A 6,795-nucleotide genomic window follows, 5' to 3' on the forward strand; every position below is an offset into this window, starting at 1 on the left:
CGAGTGGTGGCCAGCAATGCCTGCTGCCGTTGCCTCGACTCTTCCGCCGTTGCCAGCTGCAGTTCCAACACCGGCAGATCGTGCTGCTGCTCCAGCGCGTGCGCCAGCGCGGCAAGCCCATGCGCCAACCAGTCGGAAAGTCGATGAGGATCCAGGCCCACAACAGCCTGGGCGGTCATCGAGAAGGTCTGCCCGGAGTCGTTGATCGACATGACGAGCGGGAAGTTCGTGCGCTCTTCGCCGCGGACGAAGTGGACCCCCGGCCATGTGGCGTCCGTTGCAACAGCGTTGTGCCGATAGTTCAACAGCGAGGTGAACAGGGGAAGCTCCGCTGAAACGCCGCTGCAGCGCTGAGCCAACGTCAGCGAGGCCTGCTCATGGTCCAGCAGCTCACTCAGGCGGACATGGGTCTCCATTACCGCGGCGCGCACTCCCCTCCCCCGCAGTTGGATGCGCACCGGCAGCGTGTTGATGAACATGCCCAATAGCTGGTCCGCACCTTCAACGCCTTGCAGCCGCCCGGAGAGTACCGTGCCAAATACCACGTCATCGCGCCCACAACAGCGTGCCAGCACCAGACCCCAGGCGAGGTGGAAAAGCGCAGCCGGGGTGACGCCCAGTAGGCGGGTGTGATGCCGCAGCTTCTGGCTAAGCGAATCAGAAAGCGCCACGGTGAACTCGGTGAGTTCCCGTCCATTGCCGCGGACATCAAACACGCCGAAAGGCGCAGTGGGCTCAAGAACGTCGGCCAACTGCGCACGGAAGTATGGCTCGTGCGTGCTTTCGGAGGAGGCAAGCGTGCTGGCGATGAAGTTCCGGTAAGGCACGACGATCGGCAGCGGCGTAGAGGGGGCGTACAGTAAGGTCTGGACCTCCTGCATCAGCAACTCGAGGGTAACGTGGTCACAGACGATGTGATGGGACAGCAGCACCAGCCAGTGACCGTCGCCGTGCGGATCGGTAGCGGTGAATGCCCTTACCAATGGCGCTTGGCCAAGATCCAGGCGCATGCGGCGTGGATCGATGAGATCGCGCAGCTGCGTCTCGGCATCACCTTTTGCGAGATGTAGCACCTCGACAGGCATCCGCGCCTGACGATGGACCACCTGCACCGGCGTTGGCAAGCCTTCCCAGTGCATCGAGCTGCGAAGAATGTCGTGCCGCGCAATGACCTGGCCCAGCGCGGTGAGAAACGAATGAAGCCGCTGTGCGTCATCGAACTGCACGATCGTGCGCATCAGATAGGTATCGCCCTCACTATCGAGCAGGCTGTGGAACAACACGCCTTGCTGCAAGGGGCCCAGTGGGTATATGTCCTGAATCGACGGCGCACCTCCACGAATCGTGCCGACCAGAGCATCGATCTGCTCCTGCTCCAGCGCTACTAGCGGCAGGTGTTGAGGGGTGATCCTCCCCTGCGCATCCAGCGTATAGTCTGGCGCATCCAGCGCAAGTGAGCCCGTGCCCAGCGTGGCGGCAAAGCCAGCCAGCGTGGGGGCAGTAAACAGCGACCGTACCTCGGCATGAAGGCCCTGCTGGCGTAGTCGTTCGATGACCGCTACGACCAGCAGCGAGTGCCCGCCAAGTTCGAAGAAATTGTCCTGGCGCCCTATCCCCTCCACCCCGAGCACGGCCTTCCACGTCGCAGCGACCGCGTGCTCTGCCTGGCCATCGGGCGCCTGATAGGCACGCAGCGCGATCGAGGCCGCATTGGGAGCAGGCAAAGCACTACGGTCCAGCTTGCCATTGCGCGTTAACGGCCATGCCTCGATCTGCACGAATGCCGACGGGACCATATGCGGGGCAAGGTGAGACAGCAGACGGTCGCGCAGGTCGGCGGCGACTATTTTCTGGTGGGCCTCAGCGCGCACGTATGCGACCAGCCGTCGGTCACCCGGAAAATCTTCGCGAGCAATGACGACAGCCTCGGCAACACCGTCACAGGACACCAGCTGTGACTCGATTTCCCCAGGCTCAATGCGAAACCCCCGGATCTTCACTTGGGAATCGTTGCGACCCAGATACTGCAACGTACCATCGGCACGCCAGCGCGCCAGGTCACCGGTGCGATAGAGCCGCGCCGATGGGGTATCGATGAACGGGTCCACAGCGAATCGTTCGCGAGTCAAGTCAGGCCGGTCCAGATAGCCACGGGCCACTTGAGTGCCACCGATATGGATTTCACCGACTGTGCCGATGGGTACAGGCTGGCCACGCCCGTCCAATACGTAGATGCGCGTATTCGCGAGCGGACGGCCGATGTGCGGCTGCATCCCTGCCTGATCGACGCACGCGAGCGTGGCATCGACTGTGCACTCGGTGGGGCCATACACGTTGAAGAAGCGCGTTGCCTTTGCCGCGGCCATACGTTTCCAGAGCACATCCGGGATGGCATCGCCCCCGACCAGCACCGCGACAGGAGCGTACGTGCTTCCGCTGCACAGCCCCGCATCAAACATCAGTTCAAGCTGGGCGGGCGTGCAGTCCAGAGCGTCCACACGGTGCTGGGCCAGGAAGCGCACCATTGCATCTCCGTTGGAGCGCAGCACATCCGGCACCAGGATGAGGCAATGCCCGGACAGCAGTTGCACAATCATCTGCATCGATGCGTCGAACGAGCAACTGGCGTTGAGTGCGACCCGCAACGTCGCCTCCATCGCGCCGAAGACGTCGCTGCGCAGTCCCAGCCATAGGTGCACGATGTTGCCGTGCTCGACCATCACCCCTTTCGGTCGCCCGGTTGAACCTGAGGTGTAAATCACATAAGCCAGGTGGTGAGCCTCCAAGCCAGGAACGATCGGAGGTTGCGTGGAGAGATTTCGGAGCAGCACATCCCGGATATCCATCACAGGCAAGGAGGGTGCAAGTGTCGCGAGCCGTTCGTGCAGCAGGGGCTGGGTTACCAACGCGAGGGGATTGCTGTCCTGCAGTAGGTAGGACAGGTGGGCGTCAGGATAGGCTGGATCCAACGGGACGTAGGCAGCGCCTGCCTTGAGAATGCCCAGTACGCCGACAATCATGTCGACGCTGCGCTCCACGCACAGGGCCACGCGCAGATCCGGCCCTGCTCCGTGGGCGCGCAAAGCGTGTGCCAACTGGTTGGCTCGGCAATCCAGCTCGGCATAGGTCAGGGACGTGTTCTCGAACATCACCGCGATGGCGCCTGGTGACCGCTCGACCTGATCCTCGAACTCCCGATGTAGCAACGGTGCCGGGGCAACGTGCTGAGCAGGGGGATTGAAGTCGACCAGGAGCTGCTTCCGCTCACGCTCCGACATGACGGGGAGCCCGATGATCGGCTGCGAATCATCGGCCACCATCGCCGAGAGGACAATTGAAAATGCAGCGACGTGCCGCTTCACGCTATCGGCATCGAAGAGGTCACTGGCGAACTGAGCTACGCCGCAGATCTCACCGGCACGCTCTGCCAAGGCCAAGGAGAGATCGAAGTGTGCCGTGACTTGGTCGATCTGCAGCGGTTCAAGCACAAGATCGCCGAGCGCACGTGGCTCCCCCCCGGCCGTGTTGTCCAGCGACAACATCACCTGGAACAAGGGGCCATGAGACAGACTGCGGGCAGGCTTCACTGCCTCCACGACCTGATCGAACGGTACGTCCTGGTGTCCATAAGCGGCAAGTGTGGTAGCCCTGATCTGGGCCAGCAGCGCAGCGACGCTGAGATCGTCGTCAAGCCTGATCCGCATCGCCAGGGTATTGACGAAGAAACCGATCATCGGCTCCAGTTCGGGCCGCGATCGGTTGGCAACCGGGGTGCCAATCACCAGATCGGATTGCCCGCTCCAGCGCGACAGCAGCGTGGCCCAACCGGCCAGTAGCGTCATGAACAGCGTTGTACCGTGCCGCTGCGACAATTGTTTCAGCGCGTTGGTCAGGGCGGCAGGTATGTGCACTGCGACAGTCTCACCGCGAAAGCTCTGCACCGCTGGACGGGGACGATCGGTCGGCAGCCCGATCAATGCAGGCGCGTCGGCAAGGTGGTTCCGCCAGAAGTCGACCTGATGCGCCAGTGCGTCATGTTTGAGCCAGCTCCGCTGCCACGTCGCGTAGTCTGCATACTGCAATGGCAAGGGCGACAGCGGATCGCCATTGCCCTCTACGGCAGCGATGTACTGCGCCTGCAGCTCATGGGTGAAGACACCCATTGACCACCCATCCGAGACGATGTGATGCTGCGTGACAAGAAGAACATGCTCATGTTCAGCCAATCGCAACAGCCGTCCGCGCACCAGCGGCCCATTGCTCAGATCAAAGTGCGCCGATGCCTCAGCTGCAGCTATGTCCGCCACCCGCTGCTCGCGTCCTTTGACGTCATCGCACGAAAGGTCGTGGTCAACCAAGGTAAAGCCGGTCTCGGGAGCGTCGATCACTTGTACCGGTGCGTCGCCCAGTGTGACGAAGCGGGACCGAAGGCTCTCATGGCGGAAAATGATGCGGTCCAGCGCGGTCTGCAGGGCATCTCGGTCCAGCGTGCCGCTCAGTCGGGCGGCCGACGCCAAGTGATAGGCGGCACTCGCTGCGGGGTCAAGCTGATCGATGAACCACAACCGCTGCTGCGACCAAGATAGCGGTAGCGGCGCGCTTCGATCCGCCCGTTCGATTACCTGCTGCCCGCTTACCTGACGCTCCTGTGATGCCTTCAGTAGTCGACGCTGAAGGAGCTCCCGGCGCAACGCGTCGGCCCGACCGTCATTCTGGGTTGTCACCGTTGATCTTCCTTTTCCAGCAGATCCAGCAATTCGGCTTCCGACAGATCATCCAAGCCATCGCTGAGCCGGGCCATGTCCTCTTCACCGATCTTCGCCATCAGTAAGTCCACGACGTGACGCGCCAGTGTCTCCACGGTGCTGTGTGCGAACAAATCGGCCATGGGGATCTCCACGTCGAACTTTCGACGCAGGCGGACTACCACCTGGATCGCCGACAGAGAGTGCCCGCCGAGTTCGAAGAACCGGTCGTACCGTCCGATCTGCGGCAAGCCAAGCACGTCCTGCCAGATCTGCGCTACAGCCGTCTCAGCGTCGCCTCGCGGCGGCTCATTGCAACGTGCGGACATGGACTCAGTATTTGGGACCGGCAAGCCCTTGCGATCAATCTTGCCATTCGGGCTGAGTGGCCAGTGCGGCATCAAAACGAACGCGGAGGGCACCATCGGCTCGGACAGATGACTGGCCAGCATCTCCCTGAGCTCAGCGGCTAACGGAGGCGCGGCGGCCGTGGACGTGAAGTAAGCGACCAGGCGGCGGTCGCCCGGGTAGTCCCCACGCGCGGTAACGACGACCTGATCGATTCCGGGGTGCAGCAGCAGTTGTGATTCGACTTCGCCGAGCTCGATTCGCACGCCTCGGATCTTGACTTGGTGATCGTTTCTTCCGAGGTATTCATACGAACCGTCTTCCAGCAGACGCGCCAGATCGCCGGTCCGGTACAACCGCTCAGGTCCCGGTGCGGCCTGGTGGGCGCCTACGGCTGCAAGATCTTCCGCGAAGCGCTCAGCGGTCAATGTCGGCTGGCCCAGATAGCCGCGGGCTAGCTGCCCTCCCCCCAATAGGATCTCGCCGGTAACGCCACGTGGCACCGGCCTCCCCAGCCGATCGCGCAGGCACACCTTGACCTGCGGGAGGGGATGGCCGATGTTCGGTCGACCTGAATCGGCACGGATTCGAGCCACGGTGGCGTCTACCGTACATTCGGTGGGGCCATAGACGTTGAAGAACTGCACGCGGGGCGATTGCTGCAGTTGCCGCCATGTGGTCGCAGTGAGTACGTCACCGCCCACAAGCACCGCATCCGGATGGGCACGGTGACCGTCCAGCAAGCCCGCCTCCAGTAGGCCATCCAGTTGCGCTGGCGTGCAGTCGAGCACGTCGATGGCGTGTACGTCGATGTATGACAGCAGCGCATCGGCATCCAGCCGGACCTCTTGGGGAATCAGCACCACGCAGCGGCCGGAAAGCAGCTGAATCCACATCTGGACCGATGCATCGAAGGACAGCGATGCGTTCATGGAAACGCGGTCGACACCCGGACAATGGGCGAAAACCTCGGCATTCAAGCCTTGCCAGAGGCGGATTACCGAGTGATGCTCGACCATCACCCCTTTCGGCTGTCCGGTGGAACCGGAGGTGTAGATGACATACGCCAAGTTGTGCGACGTCAGTGACTCCTGTTGTGGATTGCACTCTGCCTGCGATGCATGCGTGGCGTCGTCGAGGAGGACCACGGGCACCGTCAATGCGAGCGATTGCAGCAATGGAGCGGCTGCGGCGGTACTCAGTACCGCGGAAGGAGTGCTATCGGCAAGCATGTAACCGATACGCGACACCGGATGAGCGGGATCCAGCGGAACATACGCCGCACCAGCCTTGAGCACTGCCAGTACCGCGATGAGAAGCTCTACGCCGCGTGCCGAGAAGATTGCCACACGTTCGCCCGGAATGACGCCCATGGCGTGTATTGCATGGGCCAGCTGGTTGGCGCGCCGGTTGAGCTGGTCAAAGCTCAGGGTCTGGCCTGCCATGACGACTGCGGCCTGGTCAGGCTGGCGTACAGCAACGGCTTCGAAACAGGCCGTGATGGTGCGCTCCCCCATCAGCTGCGGTGCGGCGTCGGTTACGAAAGGTGTCTCGCGCTCGGCAGCTGGCAGTATCTCCAATGTGTGAACGGGCTGCTGTGGCTGTTTCTCCAGCGCGTGCGCGAGCGACTCCAGCGCCTGTGCAAAGTAGGCTGCAATTCTCGCTGCATCCAGGCCTTGCACGACCTGGACGACGGTTCCGA

Annotated in this window: 2 protein-coding genes; both read right to left on the minus strand. The window is 62.4% G+C overall.

The window, feature by feature from the left end; genetic code table 11:
* Positions 1-4,724, minus strand: a 4,724-nt coding sequence (locus QOL57_RS21390) for a non-ribosomal peptide synthetase (protein ID WP_283401542.1), incomplete at its 3' end; no start/stop codon positions are given.
* The coding region (locus QOL57_RS21395) for an amino acid adenylation domain-containing protein (protein ID WP_283401543.1) at positions 4,721-6,795 on the minus strand (2,075 nt) is incomplete at its 5' end. The genes QOL57_RS21395 and QOL57_RS21390, both read right to left, overlap by 4 nt.

Source organism: Stenotrophomonas sp. yr243 (genome assembly GCF_900184195.1).
Classification (GTDB): Bacteria; Pseudomonadota; Gammaproteobacteria; order Xanthomonadales; family Xanthomonadaceae; genus Stenotrophomonas; species Stenotrophomonas lactitubi.